The organism is Pseudanabaena sp. Chao 1811 (assembly GCF_027942295.1).
In the GTDB taxonomy this organism is placed as follows: Bacteria; Cyanobacteriota; Cyanobacteriia; order Pseudanabaenales; family Pseudanabaenaceae; genus Pseudanabaena.
In genome coordinates this window covers 4,637,253-4,659,624 of sequence record NZ_CP101416.1, presented here as the reverse complement: position 1 = coordinate 4,659,624, position 22,372 = coordinate 4,637,253, and the positions used below count along the sequence as shown (strand labels likewise).

General features: G+C 42.5%; 24 protein-coding genes. 13 read left to right on the top strand and 11 right to left on the bottom strand.

Annotated elements, in window-relative coordinates; translation table 11 throughout:
• Positions 1–61 precede the first annotated feature (61 nt).
• Together NMG48_RS21240 and NMG48_RS21235 are read left to right on the top strand one after the other, a co-directional pair.
• A complete protein-coding gene (locus tag NMG48_RS21240; protein WP_271253379.1) occupies positions 62–637 on the top strand; it encodes a Uma2 family endonuclease in 576 nt (191 codons plus the stop codon).
• A complete protein-coding gene (locus NMG48_RS21235) occupies positions 634–2,265 on the top strand; it encodes an Hsp70 family protein (RefSeq protein ID WP_271253378.1) in 1,632 nt (543 codons plus the stop codon). Before NMG48_RS21240 ends, NMG48_RS21235 begins: the two co-directional genes overlap by 4 nt.
• A gap of 38 nt (positions 2,266–2,303) precedes the next feature.
• On the opposite strand, the gene NMG48_RS21230 is transcribed toward NMG48_RS21235, so the two are convergent.
• Positions 2,304–2,984 (bottom strand): hypothetical protein, encoded by a 681-nt coding sequence (locus NMG48_RS21230; RefSeq protein ID WP_271253377.1) that lies wholly within the window; start codon positions 2,982–2,984, stop codon positions 2,304–2,306.
• A gap of 190 nt (positions 2,985–3,174) precedes the next feature.
• Here NMG48_RS21230 and NMG48_RS21225 point away from each other — a divergent pair, with 190 nt between their 5' ends.
• Complete coding sequence (locus NMG48_RS21225) at positions 3,175–3,429, top strand: hypothetical protein (RefSeq protein ID WP_271253376.1); 255 nt, start codon at positions 3,175–3,177, stop codon at positions 3,427–3,429.
• Entirely contained in the window at positions 3,410–3,757 is a 348-nt protein-coding gene (locus NMG48_RS21220; protein WP_271253375.1) for a type II toxin-antitoxin system PemK/MazF family toxin, read from the top strand. Before NMG48_RS21225 ends, NMG48_RS21220 begins: the two co-directional genes overlap by 20 nt.
• A gap of 652 nt (positions 3,758–4,409) precedes the next feature.
• On the opposite strand, the gene NMG48_RS21215 is transcribed toward NMG48_RS21220, so the two are convergent.
• Complete coding sequence (locus tag NMG48_RS21215) at positions 4,410–5,117, bottom strand: Uma2 family endonuclease (RefSeq protein ID WP_271253374.1); 708 nt, start codon at positions 5,115–5,117, stop codon at positions 4,410–4,412.
• 132 nt (positions 5,118–5,249) lie between these two features.
• On the opposite strand from NMG48_RS21215, the gene NMG48_RS21210 reads away from it, so the two are divergent.
• Positions 5,250–6,383, top strand: coding sequence for a cob(I)yrinic acid a,c-diamide adenosyltransferase (locus NMG48_RS21210; protein WP_271253373.1), 1,134 nt, complete (start codon positions 5,250–5,252; stop codon positions 6,381–6,383).
• 281 nt (positions 6,384–6,664) lie between these two features.
• Here the strand turns inward: NMG48_RS21210 and NMG48_RS21205 are convergent, their stop codons facing one another.
• Positions 6,665–8,881: a GumC family protein gene (locus NMG48_RS21205; protein ID WP_271253372.1), complete on the bottom strand. Its 2,217-nt coding sequence runs from the start codon at positions 8,879–8,881 to the stop codon at positions 6,665–6,667.
• Positions 8,882–9,397: 516 nt separating this feature from the next.
• On the opposite strand from NMG48_RS21205, the gene NMG48_RS21200 reads away from it, so the two are divergent.
• The 4 genes from NMG48_RS21200 (at position 9,398) to uppS (ending at position 13,133) form a co-directional block, all read left to right on the top strand.
• Positions 9,398–9,919: a cofactor assembly of complex C subunit B gene (locus tag NMG48_RS21200; protein ID WP_271253371.1), complete on the top strand. Its 522-nt coding sequence runs from the start codon at positions 9,398–9,400 to the stop codon at positions 9,917–9,919.
• Positions 9,920–10,026: 107 nt separating this feature from the next.
• Entirely contained in the window at positions 10,027–11,445 is a 1,419-nt protein-coding gene (gene lysA / locus NMG48_RS21195; RefSeq protein WP_271253370.1) for a diaminopimelate decarboxylase, read from the top strand.
• Positions 11,446–11,502: 57 nt separating this feature from the next.
• On the top strand, positions 11,503–12,393 hold the full coding sequence (gene cdaA / locus NMG48_RS21190; protein WP_271253369.1) for a diadenylate cyclase CdaA: 891 nt from the start codon (positions 11,503–11,505) through the stop codon (positions 12,391–12,393).
• Positions 12,390–13,133 (top strand): polyprenyl diphosphate synthase, encoded by a 744-nt coding sequence (uppS, locus tag NMG48_RS21185; RefSeq protein ID WP_271253368.1) that lies wholly within the window; start codon positions 12,390–12,392, stop codon positions 13,131–13,133. Before cdaA ends, uppS begins: the two co-directional genes overlap by 4 nt.
• Before the next feature lie 207 nt (positions 13,134–13,340).
• Here the strand turns inward: uppS and NMG48_RS21180 are convergent, their stop codons facing one another.
• The gene (locus NMG48_RS21180; RefSeq protein ID WP_169362093.1) at positions 13,341–13,898 is read right to left on the bottom strand and encodes an HPP family protein; all 558 of its coding nucleotides are present in this window, start codon (positions 13,896–13,898) and stop codon (positions 13,341–13,343) included.
• A gap of 155 nt (positions 13,899–14,053) precedes the next feature.
• Positions 14,054–15,802: a diflavin flavoprotein gene (locus NMG48_RS21175; RefSeq protein ID WP_271253367.1), complete on the bottom strand. Its 1,749-nt coding sequence runs from the start codon at positions 15,800–15,802 to the stop codon at positions 14,054–14,056.
• A gap of 143 nt (positions 15,803–15,945) precedes the next feature.
• Between NMG48_RS21175 and NMG48_RS21170 the strand changes: the two genes are divergently transcribed.
• Together NMG48_RS21170 and NMG48_RS21165 are read left to right on the top strand one after the other, a co-directional pair.
• Entirely contained in the window at positions 15,946–16,455 is a 510-nt protein-coding gene (locus tag NMG48_RS21170) for a phosphoribosyltransferase (protein ID WP_271253366.1), read from the top strand.
• Positions 16,456–16,471: 16 nt separating this feature from the next.
• On the top strand, positions 16,472–17,071 hold the full coding sequence (locus NMG48_RS21165; RefSeq protein WP_271253365.1) for a Uma2 family endonuclease: 600 nt from the start codon (positions 16,472–16,474) through the stop codon (positions 17,069–17,071).
• A 16-nt stretch (positions 17,072–17,087) separates the two neighbouring features.
• On the opposite strand, the gene NMG48_RS21160 is transcribed toward NMG48_RS21165, so the two are convergent.
• Positions 17,088–17,588 carry a hypothetical protein gene (locus tag NMG48_RS21160; RefSeq protein WP_271253364.1) on the bottom strand — a complete coding sequence of 167 codons (501 nt, stop codon included), beginning with the start codon at positions 17,586–17,588 and terminating at the stop codon, positions 17,088–17,090.
• A gap of 85 nt (positions 17,589–17,673) precedes the next feature.
• Positions 17,674–17,916 (bottom strand): chlorophyll A-B-binding protein, encoded by a 243-nt coding sequence (locus NMG48_RS21155; protein WP_271253363.1) that lies wholly within the window; start codon positions 17,914–17,916, stop codon positions 17,674–17,676.
• Between the two features lie 511 nt (positions 17,917–18,427).
• On the opposite strand from NMG48_RS21155, the gene rsmG reads away from it, so the two are divergent.
• Positions 18,428–19,111: a 16S rRNA (guanine(527)-N(7))-methyltransferase RsmG gene (rsmG, locus tag NMG48_RS21150; RefSeq protein ID WP_271253362.1), complete on the top strand. Its 684-nt coding sequence runs from the start codon at positions 18,428–18,430 to the stop codon at positions 19,109–19,111.
• Here the strand turns inward: rsmG and NMG48_RS21145 are convergent.
• From NMG48_RS21145 to NMG48_RS21130, 4 genes are all read right to left on the bottom strand, one after another.
• On the bottom strand, positions 19,072–19,332 hold the full coding sequence (locus tag NMG48_RS21145; protein WP_126386286.1) for a DUF6761 family protein: 261 nt from the start codon (positions 19,330–19,332) through the stop codon (positions 19,072–19,074). The two genes, rsmG and NMG48_RS21145, sit on opposite strands and share 40 nt — an antisense overlap.
• Before the next feature lie 482 nt (positions 19,333–19,814).
• Positions 19,815–20,270, bottom strand: coding sequence for a tRNA (adenosine(37)-N6)-threonylcarbamoyltransferase complex dimerization subunit type 1 TsaB (tsaB, locus tag NMG48_RS21140; protein WP_271253361.1), 456 nt, complete (start codon positions 20,268–20,270; stop codon positions 19,815–19,817).
• A 41-nt stretch (positions 20,271–20,311) separates the two neighbouring features.
• Positions 20,312–20,527: a hypothetical protein gene (locus tag NMG48_RS21135; protein WP_009625842.1), complete on the bottom strand. Its 216-nt coding sequence runs from the start codon at positions 20,525–20,527 to the stop codon at positions 20,312–20,314.
• Between the two features lie 162 nt (positions 20,528–20,689).
• Positions 20,690–21,214, bottom strand: coding sequence for an AAA family ATPase (locus tag NMG48_RS21130; RefSeq protein ID WP_271253360.1), 525 nt, complete (start codon positions 21,212–21,214; stop codon positions 20,690–20,692).
• A gap of 126 nt (positions 21,215–21,340) precedes the next feature.
• On the opposite strand from NMG48_RS21130, the gene NMG48_RS21125 reads away from it, so the two are divergent.
• Positions 21,341–21,817, top strand: a complete 477-nt coding sequence (locus NMG48_RS21125; RefSeq protein ID WP_271253359.1) for a glutathione peroxidase — start codon at positions 21,341–21,343, stop codon at positions 21,815–21,817.
• The last annotated feature ends 555 nt before the right edge of the window (positions 21,818–22,372 follow it).

The window sequence follows — 22,372 nt, the reverse complement described above, 5'->3', positions numbered from 1 at the left end:
GGTTAGCGATTGTCTAACCTTTCTTGCGAAAGGAATTTCTTATTTGCGTCCCCAATAAATTATGATTGCCAATCCGCAATTTAATTATATAACTCCAGAAGAATATCTCGAAATGGAGGAAAACAGCGATATCAAACATGAATATATCGATGGATATGTTTATGCAATGGCGGGAGCCAACGATCCCCATGTGACGATCGCTTTAAATATGGCTTTTGTAATTCGCAGTCACTTACGCGGTTCTAATTGTCGAGTCTACATGTCCGATATGAAAGCACGGATAGACTCATTAAATCGCTTTTATTATCCTGATGTTATGGTAACTTGCGATCCCAGAGATACTCAAACTCCAAATCACAAAAGCTTTCCTAAGCTAATTATCGAAGTTCTCTCAAAATCTACTGAGGGCTTTGACCGTGGTGATAAATTCGCTGATTATCAACAATTAGAAAGCCTAGAAGAATATGTTTTAGTTAATACCAAACGTCAACGCCTTGATTGTTTTCGGAAAGAAGCAGGACGCTGGTTTTTAGCAACATATTCCGAAGAGCAAGAAATTTTCCGACTAGCTAGCATTAATTTTGAAGGCAAGTTTGCGGATCTGTACGAAGATGTTAGTTTTACGGAATCTTTATGAATGCGATCGCCATTGATTTTGGTAGTAGTAATACGGTAATTGCTCGATGGAATATCGCTACTAATCAACCTGAAACTTTAAATTTTGAAAATCTCAATCGTCCAGCACCTTTAAATGCCCTTGTGCCATCACTGCTCTATGTTCAGAACGCTCAAGAGGAAATTGTAGAGATTGGTCAATATGTAATCGATAGGGGAAAAGATCGTCCTCAACCACGATTGTTTAATCAAATCAAGCGGCGATTGGTGGCAAATGTTGGCTATAGTCCTAGGCTTGATGATGTAAAGGTAACTCCAGAATGGGTCGGCAATCAGTTCTTGCGGGAACTCCTCAATAAATTGCGATCGCAACAAATCTTTCCATCGGAAGTAATTTTGACGGCTCCTGTCCAAGCTTACGAGAAATATCTCCGCTGGCTAGAGGAATGTAGTGTAGAAATATTCGCTTCAAATTTACCGACCTTAGAAGTACCGCGTATTCGGATTATTGACGAACCAACAGCAGCAGCATTGGGCTATGAGGCGATCTCCCCTAGTGCATTGGTACTAGTGATTGATTTTGGGGGTGGAACCTTGGATTTGTCACTGGTACGTTTGCCCAAGAGTGACAATGTGGTGAAATGGGGCGATCAGATTGGGGTTAATCGTAGTCAATGGACGGAACATAAAGCCGAAGCGATCGCCAAAACTGGTTATACGCTGGGTGGTGAAGATATCGATCAGTGGCTAGTTCAGGATTATTTAGATAGTCGTGAAGATATTGCCAATAGTGATGGATTAAGGAGTTCTAGTATTCTGAAGTTATTAATGGAACGGATTAAAATCCAGCTCTCGGAAACAGAAACTGCTTCCGAAATATTTTTTGATATCAATTCTCAATCAGCACTTGAGATTAGCTATACTCGCCAACAGCTAGAACAGTTACTCGATCGCAAAGGTTTTTATCGAATTCTGCAATTAGCGATCGATGAATTAATTAACCGTGCTTTTAATAAAGGAGTTCTCAAAGGTGATATCAAGCATATTCTCTTAGTCGGTGGTTGTACCCTCATTCCCTCAGTGCGTACCTTTGTTGAATCCTATTTCACGATGGGAAAAGTCTATAGCCACAAACCCTTTGAAGCGATCGCTCACGGGGCATTGCTACTTAGTCAGGGTGTAAGTGTGCAGGACTATCTATTCCATTCCTATGCGATTCGTCATTGGGATCGGACTACGGAACAATGGAAATATCAGCCCCTATTTCGGAGAGGTCAGGTCTATCCCACCCGTCGTCCCATTGAGTTAGTACTTAGAGCCACTCACCCCGATCAGTCCGAAATTGCCCTCACCATTGGCGAACTCGAAAGTCGTCCCAAGGGTGCTGCTGAGATTAGCTTTGATGGCGATCGCATCGTGATGCAGTTTAACCAAAAAGAGAAAGAGAATTTTCAACCCTTACAAGCCGATGTTAATGGGGAAGGTATCCCACAGGCGATCGCCATACTCGATCCTCTCGGTCAGCCTGACTGCGATCGCCTCAAGGTTTTATTTAGCATTAGTGAAAATCGCGAGTTATTGGTTACAGCGATCGATCTACTCACGCAACGCCAACTATTAACCGATTATCCTGCCGCAAAATTGCATTAAAAAAACAGGTTGTTGCTTTGCAACAACCTGTTTACTGCTTAAAGTGCCAGCTCTAATAAAAAGCCAACCCGACTGTCATAAATTAAAGGCGATCGCCGCCATTCAATTTTTGTACCGAGCCGTAAATTATTCGTAATTGCATAACTACTGGAGAGCGTCGTTGTACTCATCTCTAGATCGCCACTAGGAGAGGTAAAGGTATGGCTTAATCGCAGGTCTGAGCTATGGGGCGATAATATCAAGACTCCTTGCAAGCCCACATCTAGCCCTGAAATTTGCGGACGATCTAGTTGATTAAACTGGCGATAACCGACTATTGGCGCTATGTTCCAATAGGAACCTAGGGGCAAGATATAGTAACGGAAATTTGCCTGTAGCTCGCTTTCGCGACCGCTAAACTCGGTCTGGTAGCTACCATTCACGGTTAAGGGCGATTGCCCCACAAACATATCTTCAAATCCTGCCTCAATCCCCAGTGAGTTATTCCGTGATGTAATCCCTAGCTTCAGTTTTTTATCAAAGCTCGGCACGTTATAAATATCGTCTAAAAGATCGGGGGGCTTCTCTAGCCAGCGGCGTAATACAGGGCTACTTTCGATCACTTGGCGATCGATTTCGATGTCCTTAGCTCGCCGTGCCATTTTGGTATCGCCATAGGCTGCTGCGCTAATACCAAAATACAAAAATGCAGCTATAGCGATCGCCAATTTTTTTGCCATAAATTTCGAGAGGATTGCCAGAGATGTGAGGTAATACAGATTAATTATGCCTTATACAAAGATTTTCGCCCATGTAACCCCTATACCCAATCCGCAGATTATCTTGTCTTTGGCATTAGCCACAACGGAAAACTATATTCTTTTATAATTGAGCGAGAAGTTGTGATGAGAATTTGCGAGGTGTTTAGCAATGACAGTAATCACTAAGGAATACCTTAAACAAGAGTTAGACCAATTTAATGATCAACAGCTAAAGCAAGTTGCAGATTTTATTGCTTTTATCAAGTTTCAAACGAGATTTAGTCAGCCGACAGCCGATATTAGTCAGTTTGCTAACCTCTATCAAGAATTTGCTCAGGAAGATCGAGAACTGGCTGAAGTAGGGATTTCTGAGTATGCTGAACTCTTGAACAGTGAGGACAAAAATGAAAGTGGTTCGTGGTGAAATATGGTTAGCAACTCTCGATCCAACTCAAGGCTCAGAGCAAGCTGGCACTCGTCCAATTATCATTTTTCAAGAAAACACAATCTCTAAATTCACTAGCACTATCATCACAATTCCCCTCACAACTAACTTACGACGGGCAGCTCTGCCAACTTGTTTGTTAATCCCTAGTGATCAAGGTGGCTTAAGTCAAGATTCAGTGGCACTCTGTCATCAGCTTCGAGTCCTTGATAAAACTCGATTGATTAAAAGGTTGGGACAGTTAGATTCAGGGATGATCGCTGATTTAGAAAGTGTTGTTTTGTTTACGCTTGGGTATAAAGTATGAATTTAGGCTGCTACTAAGGTCAGAGTGAAATGAAGTAAAAGATGGAAATACTCTCTCAGCAACGCTTTGACGCAATCAGAAATCAGTAAGAAGAAAATCTACTCTTGACATATTGGTATGTAACCAATACGATAGCAATACGTTAACTAAGTTAAATAAAAAAGCAAGCAGATGTTGGTAGCACCTACTTGCTTAAGTCTCTGAACTAACGTTTTGAGGTTGTCTTTAGAGATATTACCATTTGGTATGTAACATCGCTTCCAGTCTCGTGTTTGGCGGTTTGAAAACTAGCTTCAAGACTCGCGAAGGGTACTAGTATTGATGCAACAATACTAATGCCCCGCAATGCGTGTTCCTTTCTCAATATACTGTCATCCTCGCTTTTAGCGTAGATAGGGTTAAATAAAACACAACAATAATTTTTGTCAAGACAAAAAGCTACTTTTGTCTTGTTTGTCGTGACTAATAGAAATATTAGCATTCATCAGCACAAGCTGGCGAATCTTTAAATATAAATTTCTAAATATAATTTTACGCAGACGAACTCTACAGTTCCTTAAGAACATCCCCAGATCTAAAAAATAAGCTAAATGAACTTTTGGCTGTAGCTAAATGAATTTATTTCGTGCGATCGCGATTTCAGTGTGGGCTTCTACTCTTCAGATATACCAAGCGATCGCAACTTTGCCATTAACAAATCCACCTGTTTCTGTGACTCAATAGCCCGTTGTCTTTCTAAATCAACTTGTTCCTCCGCTGTAAGATAGCGATCGCCTTTTTGATCAAACCAGCTTAAAACTTCACGACTCAAGCGATCGCTTGGCAAAACACAACGTCCAATCCCTAAGCCGATTTCTGGCATCCATAGAGGTTCACCAATTTGTAATTGGTAATCACCATCAACTAATGTATAAACCTCAAAAGGCAAATGTCCATCGCGCCGCCAGAATTGAGGATTGTAAATCACATAATATTTGATACCTAGTTGGCGATAAATATCCAACTTCTTTTCATATTCATCGCCATAGGTATGGGATACAACTTCTAAAGCCAAAATCGGTGCAGTATCTTCTTCTTCCCACATCACATAACTGCTGCGTGATCCACCATTTTTACGACGTTCCACTCCCAAGCTCAAAAATCCATCGGGAACTACAGGAACTCTAGGACTTACGCCAGTGGTGTGATAGATCCCCATATCCACACCAAAGTACCAATCATCGCGACTTTTCCAAATATATTCCAACAAGAACAATAGTAAATTCGGTACAAAATTCTGGTCTTCGTTATCCACAGGCGTATCATCGGAATCAGGTAATTCGTCGCTGGTGGGCAGATGTTTGAGATCTATTTGTAGCATTAGCTAATCCCAGAAGTATCCTAGCTATTCGGATTGTACTATACAAGACAAGAGGCAGCGCCGCCGCCACTCTTGTCTTGGAAGGGTTGCTATACTATTGTATTGCGTTGTGAAAAGAGACTAAGTAAATACATGGCAGCGATTGGCATCATGACCGCACAGGTGCGTCCCGAACGTGAGATCGGACAAATCCATGTTTATGACGGAACTGGCAAAGGTAAATCACAGGCGGCTCTCGGCGTAGTCCTGCGATCGCTGGGCTTAGGCATGTCTGATAACTCACCATTTGGCACAAGGATTTTACTATTGCGCTTTCTCAAAGGCTCCGAGCGTGAATATTCTGAAGATGCCGCAATTTCTGCATTACAACAGGGATTTCCCCACTTAATCGATCATGTTCGCACTGGACGCGCCGAATTTTTTGATGCTGAACATGTCACCCCCTTCGATCGCCAAGAAGCCGAACGCGGTTGGGCGATCGCTAAAGGCGCAATGGCATCAGGACTTTATTCTGTCGTAGTTTTAGATGAAATTAATCCCGTACTCGATTTAGGCTTAATTCCTGCCGATCTCGTTGTTAAAGATTTAAAAAATAAACCACCCCACCTCGAAGTAATCTGCACAGGACGCGGTGCACCCCAAGCATTAATTGATATCGCCGATCTGCACTCGGAAATGAGATCGCACGATGATGCCCATGCCGAGAAATATGATGTCACAGGCATTGAGATTTATACAGGCGCAGGTAAAGGGAAAAGTACCTCAGCATTAGGAAGATCTCTAAAAGCGATCGGTACGGGCATCAGTCGCGATTTATCCCACCGAGTTCTGATTATGCAATGGCTCAAGGGTGGAGCGGGCTACACCGAAGATGCAGCGATCGCAGCGCTCAAACGTGGCTATCCCCATGTGATTGATCATCAGCGCTGTGGACGTGATGCGATCGTTTGGCGTGGTCAACAGCAGGAAATCGACTGCATCGAAGCGCAACGTGGTTGGGAAATTGCTCAAGCTGCGATCGCATCAGGGTTGTATAAAACGATCATTCTTGATGAACTCAATCCTACCGTCGATCTCGATCTATTACCCGTAGAGCCAATCTGCCAAGCGCTACTTAAAAAATCTCGTGATACGGAAGTAATCATCACAGGACGCTGCCTAAACAACCCCGCCTACTTCGATCTCGCGTCAGTCCATTCAGAAATGGTCTGCCACAAACATTACGCCGAAAAAGGTGTCGATCTTAAACGTGGCGTAGACTTTTAAAAAATAAAAAAGCGGTGCATTGCACCGCCTTTTTATTCGGAAATGGTCTGTCCCAAACATTACGCCGAAAAAGGTGTAGATCTCAAACGTGGTGTAGATATTTAATGTCAGTTTGGGTTAAGGTGGCAAATTTAAAAAGCCCAAAAGTAAAAGCATTGCTAGGCAAGGCTTTTACTTTTGGGCTTTGAGAGAGGGTTTGCATAGCAAACCCTCTCTCAAAGCCCGTTTCAAATTATCCCGAACCATAGATATGAAAGGAGCGCGAAGCGCTCCTTTCATATCTATGGTTTAGCAATTTCAATTGCTGTTACTTCTGAATCTGGTTCAATTTCTTCTTCACTACCTTTGGGATTGAGGTAATACTGATCGTAATATCCATAATGGTATTCACTATCTGAAGAACCAATCATATTAATCAATAAACCAGACACATTTGCCCTTGCTGTCGATAAAATCTCCAAGGCTCTCGCGATACCACCTCTAGTAGAGCGATTAATCGCGGCGACTAGAATAAAGGTATCAACCTTAGAAGTTAAACATTGAGCATCAGTTATCCCAATTACGGGAGGAGTATCTACTAAAACATAGTCATAGGCTTGTCTCCACTCCTGCAAAAGTGCTGTCATCTTCGTAGACTCTAGCAACAACATCGGATTTGGTGGCAGTGAACCCGATGTCAAAACATGTAAGTTGCCCTTTTCATCAGCAACCTGCACCAGATCTTGCCAAGGATTTGGGGTAGCTAACGCAGTGGATAAACCAGATTTATTACTTAGATTTGTTAGCTTATGTACTGTGGGCTTCCGCATATCAGCATCTACTAGGAGAACTTTATATCCCAGAGCAGCCAGAATAGTAGATAGGTTATAAGTAAGAGTACTCTTGCCCTCAGATGGTACTGACGAAGTGAAAGCAATCACTTTCATCGTGTTATCTGTACCTAAATAGCGCAGGTTTAAGGCCAGCGAACTCAAAGCTTCCTTAAAAGCATAGTAGCTGCTGGTTGGCAAAATGCCCTGACTTAACATCGCTCCCAAAGAAGCAACTTCGGTCATGGGAATTGAAGCAAGCAGAGGAATATCGATGATTTCCTTGACTTCTTCCACTTCACGAATACGTTGATCAAGGCGATTGAGAATTAAAGCAAATAATATCCCTAGTACCACACCTCCCAAAGCTCCAATAATCAAGCTTTTCTCAATATCTGGTGATGATGGTTTTATGGGAATTAGGGGTGGTTCTAAAACTCGCCATGAGGAAATCTCTTGAGCTTCTGAAATCCTTAATTCTTCGAGCTTTTCAGTTAACTTGTTGTAAGTAGATGTATCCAGAGCCAGTTGTCTTTGGATTTCTATATACTTTTGCTGAATTTGGGGAATCTGCGAAAAAGCTTTAGCAACCTCAGCCTGAGCGCTTCTAATACTTTCTAACTGGGCTTGACTAACTGCAAGGCTTGTCTGGGCTTCAAATAGCTGAGTCGCTAGAGTTTGTTGAATGGGGCTATTTGGTTCATTAGCAATGTTTGCACTACCTTTAAGCCCAACTACGGACTGAGCGCGAGTTTCTAATAATTTGTAGAGTTCATCACGACGGTCCTTGAGAGCTTTGACTGTAGGATAATCTTCGCGAAATCTAGTGCGCTCTAAGAAATAGTTAGTTTCAGCTTCTTGGAATTGCTTTACTAGGGACTGATAGGGAATATCTTGTTGGAGGATTGCGCCACCGATCGCGGCATCTGGTGATTTCCCAACTTGACGACTGAGAGCTGTATATTGCTGCTGATATTGGGCAATTTTGATTTGTAATTCTTGAGCTTGAGCCTCTAAAGCTTCGCGCATTTTGAAAACCGCAGCAGCGTAGACTTCAGGATCGACGATATTGTAATTTTTGCGAAATTGCGTAACTGCGAGCGCCGATTTATCAAGTTGTTGTTTGACTTGAGGCAACTTACCTTGAATAAATTTAATGGCAGTACTAGATTTTGTACGGCGATCCTTTAAGCTATATTCGACATAAGTTTCCGATAGGGCATTGAGAACTTCCCGCGCTCGTTTGGGATTGCTGTCCGTATAGGTCAAACGTAGGATCAACGCATCTTTTTCGGGGCGAATCTCTAACCACTTCATGATCGTGGCAGCATCTATATCTTTAGAAGCATTGCTTGATGCAGATTGCTGTAATTTAGCGACGGCAACTTCAATCAAAGGGCGACTTCGGAGGATGCCAATCTCTGTGCCCAGGTTAATTAATGAGGTGCCTGGTAAACCGGGGACTTGGATATCAGATACTGCGATCGTGGAGTTATTGATCAGCAGAGAAGCACTTGAACGGTATTGAGGGGTTCTGGTAAATGTGTAGTAAGTGTTTCCAGCAAATACAGTGACAGAAACGGCTACGATGACCATCCAACGTTTGCGTAATACTCGGAAAAATTTGGCAAGTTTAAACGAATCATCGATGTACTTGCCTGCATAGTTCGCTTTAGGATATTCAGTCATCGTTTTATTTTACCTAAGTAGCTCTAAATCATCACAGGCTGAACCGCTAATCTTTATATCAAAACTAAGAACATATAGCAATCAAGAAGGGTTTGGATATGTTTAAGAATTGTAGGAAGTTTATTATTTGGCTACAGATCTTATAACTAATTAGGGATTTACAGCAAAATCTCGATTTGAGATCAAATCAAAGTATCAGATCAAAGCACTGTCTATCAAATTTAAAGATGCTAATGCTTATGAATTTTTAGATTTGCTACTTATAATAAGCAGTTATAGCGTGTTTTATTTTGCTGTAGCTAAAATGAAGCCTGCTTAACCTTTGCTGTCGTTGATTGTTTCGTTTTGCAAATGCCTATGGATTCATTGGCAAAGCACTAAGTAAGTAGGCTTAAGTTAAATATAAAGCCCTAAAACCTGCGCCGTGGGTTTTAGATCTGGTTTTTAATTATGCCAAGGTACTGATCACCAAAACAGTTAACAGATTGTACCCAAACCTATAAAATTTCAGTCCGAATGCCTGCAACTATTCCTACAATATATTCCACGCTCCTCTTAACAATTCTGTTATTTTTGGGTCTAATTTCTTTTTTACGTGGTTCGATTCGCGATCGCACTACCGAGGCTCTTTTTAATGTTGATAAACTTACGGACGATCGCCTGTTAATGCAAGTCCGCGATCATTTCCAGCAAAGGGCTTATAAGGTTGTGGAGATTGATCCAGAACGGGATATTGCCATTTTGCTGGGTCAAGTCAGACCAAGTGTTTTCTTAGCAATATTTTTGACAATCTTGGCGGCTATTGGTTTGATTTGTCTAGGTCTAGTACTAGGTATTTTAATTCCCGATTTAGAGAATCTCTGGTTGTGGTTGACAATTGCATCACCGATCGCAGGTGTGTTTTATTGGCGTGGAGTTCCCCGTGAGCATAAAGTTAGCTTGCAACTTTTGCCTGAAGCCAGACTAAAAGTGCGCGCCCATAAAGATGAAATTGCAGAATTACAGCGATCGCTAAATCTTGAAAAAATTGAAAATTAAAATATTCATGAGCCACAAAGCGCCCGACGGTATTTTATAAAATAAAAATGCCGCTATTTTTTATAATAGGTATTAGATAAAGATTTACAACAAATTATTGGTACTTCATGACTACTGTTTTAAATAGTCTTAGACAAGAGGCTGTTGCGACGAATTCACCACAGGATAATGCTACGAGTTTAAATAGCTTGTCGCCCAATCAACAACTGTTACCACTAACGGCTGTAGTTAATGCCGATGATCACTTAGAAATTGGTGGTTGTGATGTGGTGGAATTAGTCCAGCAATATGGTTCACCACTGTATATTTTGGATGAAGTAAGTTTGCGAACTGCTTGTCAGCAATATCGCGATGCTTTGGTCAAACATTATCAAGGAGCCTCTCAAGTTTTATATGCTTCTAAAGCTTGGAGTTGCCTTGCCGTTTGTGCGATCGTTGCCTCGGAAAGCTTAGGTATTGATGTGGTTTCCGCAGGGGAAATCCTGACGGCAGTGCGTGCGGGTGTTTCACCTAGTTTGATTTATTTTCATGGCAACAATAAATCCCTAGATGAACTGAGCTATGCCCTAGAGGTTGGCTGCACAATTGTAGTGGACAATTGGCATGAGCTAAAGACTCTAGCCAGTCTTGCCAAAGAGCAAGCGCTCTCGGTCGCCTTTACAGCCCCAAGGATCATGTTGCGCTTGACCCCTGGCATTGAATGTCATACCCACGAATATATTCAGACAGGGCATATTGATAGTAAGTTTGGGTTTGACCCCAATGAAATTGAGGCTGTATTTGCCTTTGTTGCAGGTTCAAATCTGAACTGCATTGGTATTCATGCCCATATTGGTTCCCAGATTTTTGAATTGCAGCCTCACCAAGATATCGGCGGTGTGATGGTGCAGTGGTTTAAACTCGCTGGCGAAAAATATGGCTTGCAATTCTCAGAGCTAAATATCGGTGGTGGCTTAGGTATTCGTTATGTCGAGTCCGATGATCCCCCTAGCATTGAAGAATGGATCAAAGCTGTTAGTGCAGGTGTGACTGAAGCTTTTGTTACCGCAGGTTTAGCCTTGCCTAAATTACTCTGTGAACCAGGGCGATCGCTAGTTGGTGCAACCTGCGCGACTGCTTACACCATCGGTGGTAGCAAGACTGTGCCTGATATTCGCACCTACGTGACCATTGATGGTGGTATGTCTGACAATCCTCGTCCGATTACCTATCAGTCTAAATATCGTGCTGTGGTGGCAAATCAGATGAGCGCTCCCCTATCGCAAACTGTGACGATCGCAGGTAAGCATTGCGAATCAGGTGATATTTTGATTAAAGATATTCAATTACCTGAAACCAAGGCAGGCGATACTCTAGTTGTATTTGGAACTGGTGCTTACAACTACAGCATGGCTTCCAATTACAACCGTCTACCCAAGCCTGCGGCAGTAGTTGTCCAAGGTGGTGACTCTAGTTTGATCATTAAACGTGAAACTCGTGAGGATCTATTACGTCAAGATTGTTTGCCAGAGAGACTACGCAAGTAGTCACGAAATGCGTTGCCAAGTGAGTTGCGAAATTAGTTGTGAATGAGAGGGTTATGAATGCAGTGGTTTGCCAATATCAACTCAATTGCATTCATCATGAGGGCGATCGATATCCTTGCATTGTTTGGATTGATCTACCTCATGCTGTCCCTCAGCAACGATCGCCGCACTTTGTTGATGGTGCGGGGCATTATCTTTTTACTGATTGCTAGTGTTGTTAGCGATCGCCTTGGTTTACGATTGCTGAATTTTGTTCTTGATAAATTATTAATTGGTTCCGCTGTAGCGATGGCAGTGATTTTGCAGCCAGAACTGCGGCGGTTTCTCGAACGTTTGGGACGTGGGGATTTACTCTCCCTATTTCAACCAGCCACCAGTCGGCGTTCGCCTGTAGAAGCTGATTCAGTAATTGAGGAAATTATTGAGGCGGTCATTGAGCTATCTCAAAATCGAACAGGTGCCTTAATGATTATTGAGACTGGTGAACCGATTGATGATCGCGATTTTTCTGTGCCTGGTGTCAGACTCAATGCCTTGTTATCCAAAGAGCTACTACATACCATTTTTCAAACATCAACACTTTTACATGACGGGGCAATCCTGATTCGTGAAGATCGGATTGTAGCGGCAGGCGTGATTTTGCCTATTTCTGATCGGGCCGCTTCACGGGAAATTGGCACAAGACACCGAGCCGCTATGGGCATTACCGATCGCGTCAGAAATTGTTTTTGTGTTGTAGTTTCTGAAGAAACAGGTTCGATCGCGATCGCAGAAAATGGCATATTAGATCGTCCTCTCGCTAGTAGTCGGCTCCGAGAAATATTAGAAACTAAACTCGGTAATTATCGTCCGACTCCTTTAGGAAGAACAGTGCCCAAGTTTAATTGGCTCTGGTCAAGTGTGAATATCAAAAATATGGTAAGTCGAAAATCGTCAGAAAAGAAATGACTGCTAAGCTATTGCAAACTTTGCCACCAGATCTAGATCGTCAGCGATTGCCTAAACATGTTGCCGTAATTATGGACGGGAATGGTCGTTGGGCAAAGCAGAAAGGAATGCCCAGAATTGCGGGGCATAGACAGGGGGTTGATGCGCTCAAGGACTTGCTACGCTGTTGCAAAGACTGGGGAATTGATGCGCTGACGGTCTACGCTTTTTCTACGGAAAATTGGAGTAGACCTGCACAGGAAGTTGATTTCTTGATGGTTTTGTTTGAGCGGATGTTGCGTCGTGAATTAGACGAAATGTGCAGTGAAGGGGTGCGGATTTCCTTTGTTGGTGATCTGGATTCTCTTTCCAATTCCTTGCGTGCGGAAATCGAGCGATCGCAAATTGCTACGGCAAATAATCAAGCGATTCATTTTACGGTAGCGATTAATTATGGTAGTCGTCGTGAGATCGTGAAAGTCTGTCGCCAAATCGCTGAAGCTACCCAATCAGGGGAAATCAAGCCTGAAGATATTGATGAGAACCTGTTTGAGCAGCATCTCTATACTGCGGGAACCCATAATCCTGATCTGCTCATTCGCACTAGTGGCGAGATGCGATTAAGTAATTTCTTGCTCTGGCAAATGGCATATACCGAGATGTATTTCACCAATACTCTTTGGCCAGATTTTGATCGTCGTGAATTTCACCGAGCATTGATGGATTATCAAGAGCGCGATCGCCGTTTTGGCAAAGTATAAAAAAGGGAGGCGCTTTGCGCCTCCTTTTTTATAAGAATGTACTTAGTGATTTTTGTCATTTTGGATGGCATCAAATACTTGATACACCAAAAATCTTTACCCCCTCTAACTCCCCCTTTCAAGGGGGAGAATTTATGCTTCCCCACCTTTCAAGGGGGGAATGAGGGGGGTGAAAATTTGCTCGGTGTCAAGTACGAATGCCTTTCTTTATAGCCAGTGTTTGGGATAAGTACGCTCTTCTGCAAGATTATTAAAAATAACCGCACATAGCACCAAAATTACTGATCCTTCAAAGGTTGGTGTCACCAAAAACTGCCAATCGGGTTTAGTCATCATCACCACAAGAGCAACGGCTCCCGATGGCGGATGTACAGTATGGGTAATTTGCATGGCAGCGATCGCTGTTGCTACGGCTAAACCCATTGTCCAAGGAGAAGAGCCAAACAGGTGCAAAATTGTTAAGGCAATCAGTGCTGATAAGAGATTGCCTCCAATAACATTGCGCGGTTGGGCTAAGGGACTTTCAGGAACACCAAAAATTAGGACACTCGTTGCGCCAAAGGGAGCCATGATCAAAGGTGAGTTCGTGACTGTTGAGAGATAGGCAGTCATGGCGATCGCAATACAACTTCCCAACCAACTCCAAACAACATGTTTATGATGCGGGCGATCAATCGGACAGGTGAGGGGACAGGATTGCCATCTACCGAAGAGTTTGAACCAATAACTTTGCCACTTTGATCGCGCTTTTTGAAAATTCAACATGAACAAAAACAAATAAAAATTGGGAGTAAAATGTCATAGATTCTTGACATTTTACTCCCAAAAACGAGAGTTTGGTTGTGAAATTGTAGCTATTTTTACAGATATTTTACCCTTTATTGCCAATAAAAAGAAAGGGCGCTTACCGCCCTTTCTTTTTAATAATGGTTGCCAATTTTGCGATGGTGGGCGGCGGTAAGCGCATCGGGTTTAGAAACACGACCTTCTTCAGCGATCGCATAGATAATCCAGTGATCAGCACATTCCATCCGACTCATTACTTCACATTCCATAAAGGCAAGAGCCTCTGTGAGAATCGGTGCGCCAGAGCTAGATATTTGCGTTTTCACACCCTCGAAGCGATCTGCCCCAGGAGCAAATCGCTTGAGGAAATGTTGCATCAGTTTGGAATAGTTGCCATCTTCGAGCACATTCAAGACAAAGCGATCGCCTACTTGCATAAATGACTCGATCGCCCGATCCTTTGCCACCGCAACGGTAAATCCAAGGGGCTTGAAGCTTGCCTGCGCGACCCAAGAGGCTAACATCGCACTCCGAGCACCACCCTTGGCGGCGGAAATAATATATAAACCACCCGCTAAACGGCCCAAAGCTTTATCGAGATCAGCATCGATCGCCTTGAGTTGTTTGATATTTTGCTTACGAGTGAGCAACTGCCCTAAGTCAGTTCCCGCCTCATCACAGGTCTGATATATCGCTTCATTGGGATTTTCTCGGACGCGAATCGCAGGAAAAGCTGTCACTACCCCTAGATCCTTAAATCTATTATTCAACAAATCAATGGAGGAATCTTCATTCCCGTGCGGCTCATACAACCCAATTACTTGCTTTTCGGTTGCTGCTGCCAAGATTGCGCCGATCGCCGTTTCTACTCGACTATTGGATGCTGGCGGTGTGCATACCACTAAGCCCGAAGCATGACCCACTAGTTCCCGCAATTCCTGCAAATCAATCGCCTTGAGATCCGCCATTTCCACGGCGACACCTGTTTTGGCGATCCCACGGGCGATCGCTTGCGATAGGCGATCGCAATAGCCATAGTCGGACACATAGCAAACCACAACGTTAGTTTCGCCCTTGGTTTGGGCTTGACTCCATTGGCGATAGTTTTCAGTCAATTCCTTAACGTTGTAGCGCAGCAGAGGACCATGCCCATTAGCGACGATTTCCGCCTGAGGCAACTCATCCATCCGCTTCATTGCCGAGATGACTGATCGCGCATTGGGAGCCATCAAGCATTCATAGTAAAAGCGATAGTCGGGCGTAATCTTTTGCAAGTCCTCGTCGTAGGTTGCCTCACTGCAATAGTGCATTCCAAAAATATCGCAGGTATATAAAATCGAGGTGGCATGGTCAAAGGTCATCATCGTGTCGGGCCAATGCAAGTTTGGCGCATTCACAAACTGTAAAATGTGCCCTTTACCGAGATCTACTTGATCGCCATTTTTGACAACTTGCTGTTTAAAAGGTCGGTTAATCAACTCACCCAAAAATTGCAATGCAACCTTTGTCGCTACTACGGTGACATTGGGTGCGAGTTCTAAAATTTCCTTTACTAGTCCGCTATGATCTGGCTCTGTATGACTGATGACTAGGTAATCAATCTGAGAGGGATCTATTTGTTCCTTGAGGGTTTTAAGGTATAGTTCGCGAAACTTAGCGTGTGATGTATCGACTAGGGCTAATTTTTCGCCACGAATGATATAGGAGTTATAAGTTGTCCCATTTTGCAAGCCAAACTCAATATCAAAGCGATCGCGATCCCAATCTAGCGATCGAATGGTAGTAGTGTCAGCCGCAATTTCCGAAACCTGCACGGTTAGGCGACGCTCAATAGGCTTCTCTAAAATGTTGCCAATAGATGGAATCTCAGTAACAGCTACCACGCTTTTGTCTCCCTATCTCATTTTTTCTTCCTCTAGTCTAGTCCCTACTTTTGGACAAGTCCAATTGAATGTACTAATTGATACTATAAGCACACAGCAAAATTTGGATATTTGCTTGAAATTTACTTGTTAAAGCTGCCACTATGTCTGATCTATATGTTTCTTGGGACGAATATTACGCCAAAATCGAAGGACTGGCAGCTCAAATTTATCATTCGCAATGGGAGTTTGACCAAATTCTCTGTCTGGCTAGGGGCGGCTTACGCATTGGGGATATCCTGTCGCGCATTTTTGACAAACCTTTAGCTATTCTCTCGACTTCTTCCTATGGAGGTAAAAATTTTCAAGAACGTGGTGATTTAAAAATTGCCCATAGCATCACCATGACTACGGATACGCTCGGCAAGCGGATCTTGCTAGTGGATGATTTGGTGGATTCAGGTGTCACGTTGGCACAAATTCTCGAATGGCTCAAGCAACATCCAGAATTTGCAATTACCGAAGTGCGATCGGCGGTGCTTTGGTTCAAGGCTTGTTCTATAGCTAAGCCCGATTATTACATCGACTTTTTATCCGACAATCCTTGGATTCATCAGCCCTTTGAGAAATATGAAAAGATGCATCCTAGCGACTTGGCGTTAATTAGTAGTTAATTTTAGGAATATTTTTATGCTAGCTACTACTCAACCAAAACCATCACAACCTAGTCTTATTTCACTGGAAGATTTTTTAGTGCTTCCTGAAACTGAGCCAGCTAGTGAATATATCAAAGGAAATATTACTCAGAAACCAATGCCGCAGGGACAACACAGCACATTGCAGGGAAAACTAGTTGCTACGATTAATCAACGTGGTGAACCTGAGCAAATCGTTTTTGCCTTTCCTGAACTGCGCTGCACCTTTGCAGGAAGATCCATTGTTCCTGATATCGCTGTATTTGAGTGGGAGCATATTCCCCTTGATGCTAATGGTGAAATTGTTAATAGAATTGAAATCCCACCAGACTGGCTCATTGAAATTCTGTCGCCTGATCAGTCACCGATTGATGTCATCGATAAAATCAGCTTTGCTCTTAAACATGGCACAAAACAAAATGGTACAAAACTAGGCTGGCTTATTGCCCCTCAAGAAAGAACCGTACTTAGCTTTCAAGGCGATCGCTTTAATAGTCACCGAGGTGAAGATCTTTTGCCTGTGCCAGAAGTCTTAAAAGGCTGGCAAATATCCGTCAATAATTTGTTTAATCTTCTGAGTTTTGCTAGACACTAAAGAATTTACAAGAGATTTACCAAGATAGAAATGATGCCTCGATACCCTGTTCACGCTTGACTTTAGCATCACGCTCTACCCAAGTAATTACTTGCTCTGCGGTCAAATCTTCGAGATGAACACTGTAGTCTTTAGCGATCGCAGTTAATGCTTGCATTGCCGAAATCACCATACGAGTTAAAAATTTCTCATGGCTGGAAAGCTTGGCTGGGGTCACTTCATCCTGTCTAGTATCTTCAAAATCTAGATCAGGATGGGGGGAAGACCATTTGAGAAAGGCAGCATCTTCACCTTGCTCTTTCCGAATCTGCGAATCATGCTCAATCCATTGCACAATTTGTTGTGCTGAAAGAGTTTCTGCATGAACACTAAGCTCTTGAGCAATTTTGGTGATGATCCGCATCGAAGAAATTGTGATGCGGGTCATAAATTTTTCCATCGTTGACAGAAGCGCTCCGTCGATCGCATGGGCTTCGGCTAATGTTAAAAACTGGATTGGGTCTTGGGGAACTGTCATAAAACTATAATTCTAGGAGCAAAGCTTGGCTTTGCCCCCATTTTTAGAAACCGATAATTTGTAAAAATTCTTTACCAGTAGCAACCTAGGCAATGGCGAGTAAAGTAGCCCCAATCATTACCAAAACGAGCAAGGTAATCCCAATCATTGGCAAGCGTCCCTTTAGGAGTTCAGCATATTTTGTAGCTTCACCTTGCTCCTTGCCTTTTTCCTCAGCTTTCTTATCGACTTTGTCATCAAAATACATCTTGGGTTCGATCGCCCAATTATTTAAAATTCCACGCTCGTCTTTAGTAAATGCGGTGCGGGTTTTAGTTGGTTCTGCCATTTAAATTTTACCTTTTATATCTTTTTGTTATATCGGTAGCATGAAGATGCTGAGTGAAAGCGCTTTATACGCCTATCCAAACATAAATTGCTTAGTAATGCTACATGAATCTTAATGTTTGTTTGATCTTATCCTCTAATGTCAAAATTCGACAAACATCTATGGACTTATACCAATTCACGAAAGGGTGACAGCACTTTTGTGAAGTAAAAAACAAACCCAGCAAGATTTTTCAAAACTAAAAATGGCGTTAGTCCTAAATAGGAAAGGATGGGCGGCGCGAAGCTCTGTCCATCCTTTCCTATTTAGCACTACCAAAATGGCTGCGCCATTTTTAATTGTGGTATTAGGATTCTGCGATTGAAATAAGTAACCAAATTTTTTGTAGCGAGGCTTAGCCTCGCTACAAAAAATCGCTTCTTGCTTTTCCTGAAGGACGTTTCTTCTAAATCTGTCAAATCGCTAGTAAAGTAGAGATCGCGCTTTGCGCCGTTTCTACTTGATGTTTTTTATGCCCCACTTTTCCCACTTGTTTGAACAATGGCAATCTACCCTCAACTGGTTGCCCAATCCAGAGCAGCTTGCCCAATTTGAAAAGCTTTATGAACTAGTTCTGGAGGGGAATAGTAAGCAAAACCTGACGCGAATCATTGCCCCCGATGATTTTTGGGAAAAGCATCTATGGGACTCATTGCGTGGCGTTCTTGCCTATTGGGATCGCGAAAATATAAAACTAATTGATATTGGCACGGGTGCAGGATTCCCCGGACTACCGATCGCGATCGCTAAGCCTTCATGGCAAGTCACCCTAGTCGATAGCAAACAAAAAAAGGTTGCCTTTGTGCAGCAAACCATTCAAGATTTGCAATTATCTAATGCGATCTCTCTAGCAGGTCGTGTTGAAGAGCTTAACCAAACCTCTGGCTATAGCAAGAAATATGACTTAGCGGTTGTCCGCGCTGTGGGCAAGCCAGATATTTGCGCTAGTTATTGTCTGCCATTCCTTAAAAGGAGTGGCACAGCAATTCTCTATCGAGGTCAATGGCTACCCGAAGAGAGCGAGCAAATTGACTTGTTTTGTCAAGAACAAGAATTACAAGTGGTTAAGCAAGATCGTTTTCAAACCCCTCTTACCGCGGGTATCCGACATAGTGTTTACCTTTCACCCCGTTCTACCTCCATCTCAAACTCGTAGGGAGATTCAAAATTAGAGGAATCATATAGAAAGCGGATTACTTCCTCTTCGAGACGATGAATATTATGAACTTCTACCGCATTAGTAACGCGCAGAGCCGATAAGTAACCGTCTAAAAAGAGTCTCATTTCGTCCGTCGAACGATAGCCTCGTTCGGACATTTCAACGAGTGAGTCAGTAATTTTTTGATAATGACGAATGGCGATCGCGTCTTGAAGCATAGGTCAAGCTGGAATAACTACCGTCCTAGATGTATTTGCCTAGGTAATAAAAGGATTCCCTGCAATTGTAACGAGCGATCGTTAGTTGAGAAAATTCAACTTTATATATACTTTCAGCATCGTAATTTTAGCACTTTGAAATACCAAAACGTAAGTGTACTAACCGCCTTAAAAATAGAAGGTTCTCTATAACAGTGAAAGTTTTGCTTAGGTCACGTCAGTTCGGGTTAAGCTAGCAAATTTTAAAAGCCCAAAAGTAAAAGCCTTGCGTAGCAAGGCTTTTACTTTTGGGCTTTGAGAGAGGGCAAACCCTCTCTCAAAGTCCATTACAAATTATCCCGAACTTGCGTTAGGTCATAAAACTTAAATCAACAGAAGCGGCACGAAGTGCCGCTTCTGTTGATTTATTGTATAGAACACAAAAAGAGAGTCGTGTTACAACGCGACTCTCTTTTTGTGTTGGGACGAAGCCATCTTGGAAATTAGGCTTCATAAAGTGGCAAAGCATTTTGCCAAGATGGATAAATTCCGTCCTGCCATTGGTCATAGGCGATCGCAAGTAAACTTTCACCTAAAGATAGGTTTGGTTGAAACTGCTGCGATCGGGCAATAATTTCCTCGCAATTAATGCCATACACAGGGATATTTAGCTGTTCGCCGAGGGTTCTTGCCACGACAATGCCAATCCTTGTGCCAGTGAAACTGCCAATGCCAGTGGCGATCGCTAAAAAAGCAAAATCACTCCATGGGATATCACCCACAAACATATTTAAACAGCCATGTAATTGTACAGATAATTCTCTGCCTAGTTCCCATGACTGTTGTTTGTGGATGGTATAAATTTGAGAATTGCGATCTGAATTTTGATTAATTTCAGCGATCGCAAGCTCTAATTTTGTCGTTGTCGTATGTAATGCAAGGGCGAAACTTGTGGTCATGATCTATAGAATACTGGGAAGTGATCACCAGAATTCACAGTCTAGAACTTACCAATTCCAGCGCCAGTGTCGGCAGCGCCAGTATCGGCTGCACCTGTATCAGCAGCTCCATTGGATTCAGAATCTTCAGGATCGTTATAGCTGCCCATTGGTCTTCTACGTCCAAAGCGACCCATAGGGGTGCGCTTGCGAAACTTACGCGCATACGCTTGGTTGCGAAGAGCTTTTTCTTTTTTCTGATTGCGGCGCTTAGCCATTTTAACCTATTATACCCCTTAGAGATTGCGTCTATTTAAGCTAGCACAAAACGAGAAATAGACAAAGACAAATTATTTTTTATGTCTTGAAAAGCACAATATTAGACTTACATTACATAGTTTTTTATTTCCCCGCCTTTGGCGGGGAAATAAAAAACTATTTTAATCAATCCACTCATTGTCTGATTTTTCATCACGAAAGAGGATGCGGTCAAAACCTTCGCTGAGGCTTGGTGGGCTATAGGAGAGAGTGCGATGCATTTCAATGATGATATCGTCAGGGACTTGGCGATCGCGATTATCGTTACGTGATAAACAAATCCAGAGAGGGACATTTAACCAAAGTCCTGTAATTGGTTTAAATCCATGCTCTTTGGCGAGGGAAATAACATTTTTGCGATATTCTCGCTTATAGTTTGTGGCATCATATATTACAGATTGTTGCGATTTGGCAGCATTTGCAAATGACTGTTGTACCTCTGTCCAAATTTCTGTCCAATCTCCCTGTATATCGGCTGATCCATAAAGTGAAGCACGAATGCGATCGGGACTGATGAGTTGAGTTTGTCCATAGGTGAGGCTACTACTATTTTGACTAGCAGTCTGATTAGAAGTACGCAACATCTGCTCAGCGAGGCTAGACTTGCCACTTGCAGGTACGCCAATCAGGATAATTACACTTGCCATTCAAATCGCCGCAAAATGCTAAATGGATCTTTTCAACTATAGCAACCACCAATCGATCTGAGCATTTATACTTAAGACTTAAACACTCAGACCCTATCCTCAAAAAAAAACTAAAAACCTTAAAATATGTCTACACTTTACGATTTCAAGATTACTAACATTGATGGTCAACCAGTTGATCTCGCCAAATACAAAGGCAAGGTTGCTCTAGTAGTTAACGTTGCTTCTAAATGTGGCTATACCAAGCAATACAAGGGTCTAGAATCTCTTTATCGTGAATACAAAGATCAAGGTTTTGAGATTTTGGGATTTCCTAGCAATGACTTTGGCGCACAAGAACCTGGTACTGAATCAGAAATCAAGAGCTTCTGCTCTCTCACCTACGATGTCACCTTTGATATGTTTAGCAAAGTGAAGGTGAAAGGCGCTGACATGACCGATGCGTATAAATACTTAACCGAAACCACGGGTAGTCAGGTGCAATGGAACTTCAATAAGTTTCTTGTCGATAAAGAAGGTAAAGTCGTGAAGTATTATCCTTCTAGCGTTGCTCCTGAGGATGCTGGGTTACGTCAAGACATTGAATCTTTGTTAAGTAAATAAGACTTAACGCGAGTTCGGCATAACTTGAAACAATTTTTAGGAAAGGTTTTGTTACACAAAACCTCTCTTAAAGCCCTAGATCAAAACTCTTGCTATTCAAGAGTTTTGATCTAGGGCTTTAAGGAATTTGTAAGCTTAACCAAAGCTAATATTAAGTAGCTCGGCATAGTTATAAGCGAAACCCATATTTCTGTACCGCCCGCTACGCAGGCGGTACAGAAATATGGGTTTTAAGTTTACTTATGGTTGACTACTTGCTTATTGTTGTTACTTTAGAGACATACAGTAGAAAAAGAACCGATTTTTTATGGTGTGGCTTTGTCCTACTGCAAAATACCTGCTTCTGTATTCAATCGCAGAGCGCTGAGATTAAGTGTTAATATAGCAGTCCTCAATCATTTGTAGATTTTTGGGTTTGTGGAAGTGTCCTCCCTCAGTCAGGGTGCACTTCCATAAACCGTTTAGGATTGTTATATGAAGTAAGAATTTATTTTGTAAGCCTTTTCTTCCTGACTTTAGGTAAGTGTTTATCCTCACACAGTAACATTCGATATA